This window comes from Candidatus Symbiothrix dinenymphae (genome assembly GCF_001431085.1).
Window position 1 is genome coordinate 1 of record NZ_BBRU01000249.1, and the last position, 593, is coordinate 593.

At 49.2% G+C, this 593-nt stretch carries 1 protein-coding gene; it reads left to right on the forward strand.

Annotated elements, in window-relative coordinates; genetic code table 11:
• Window positions 1–23: 23 nt before the first annotated feature.
• Window positions 24–593, forward strand: a 570-nt coding sequence (locus tag ASC50_RS03375) for a DUF4959 domain-containing protein (RefSeq protein ID WP_226995371.1), incomplete at its 3' end; no start/stop codon positions are given.

Consider the following 593-nt stretch of genomic DNA (forward strand, 5'->3'; position numbering starts at 1 on the left):
CCCTTGTAGCGTGCACCCTGGTTATGTTATTCTGTTTATCAGGATGCAAGGAGGAAGTGATAGGGCAATGGCCTGTTGATGGCACGCCTCCCGGAAAGGTTGATAATGTTGTTGTTAAGCAAGCTATCCCCGGCGGTGCCGTGCTAAGCTATACGCTGCCCGACGACGACGATTTGCTCTATATCAAAGCAGTCTATTTACGTAACGATTCGACCCCGTCCGAAACCATCGCTTCTGTTTATTGCGACAGTGTGACGATAGAAGGCTTCGGCAATACTTCGGCGCGTGAAGTCAAACTCTATGCCGTTGACCGCAGCCGTAACGAATCGGAGCCGGTTAGCATTTCCGTCACTCCCTTAGAGCCGCCGGTTGTTAGTATTGGCAGTACGCTGAATTTAATTAACGATTTTGGAGGTTTTCAGGTCAACTGGACGAATCCTGCCCGCGCCGAAATAGGCATCTTCATGGAGCAAAAAGATTCCTTAGGCGACTATCAACCAATGGAACCGATATATAGCAAGTTGGTTGACGGCACAGGCTCTGTTCGCGGTTTGGATACTGTCACTTACGAAGTGCGTACTTATGTCAAGGAT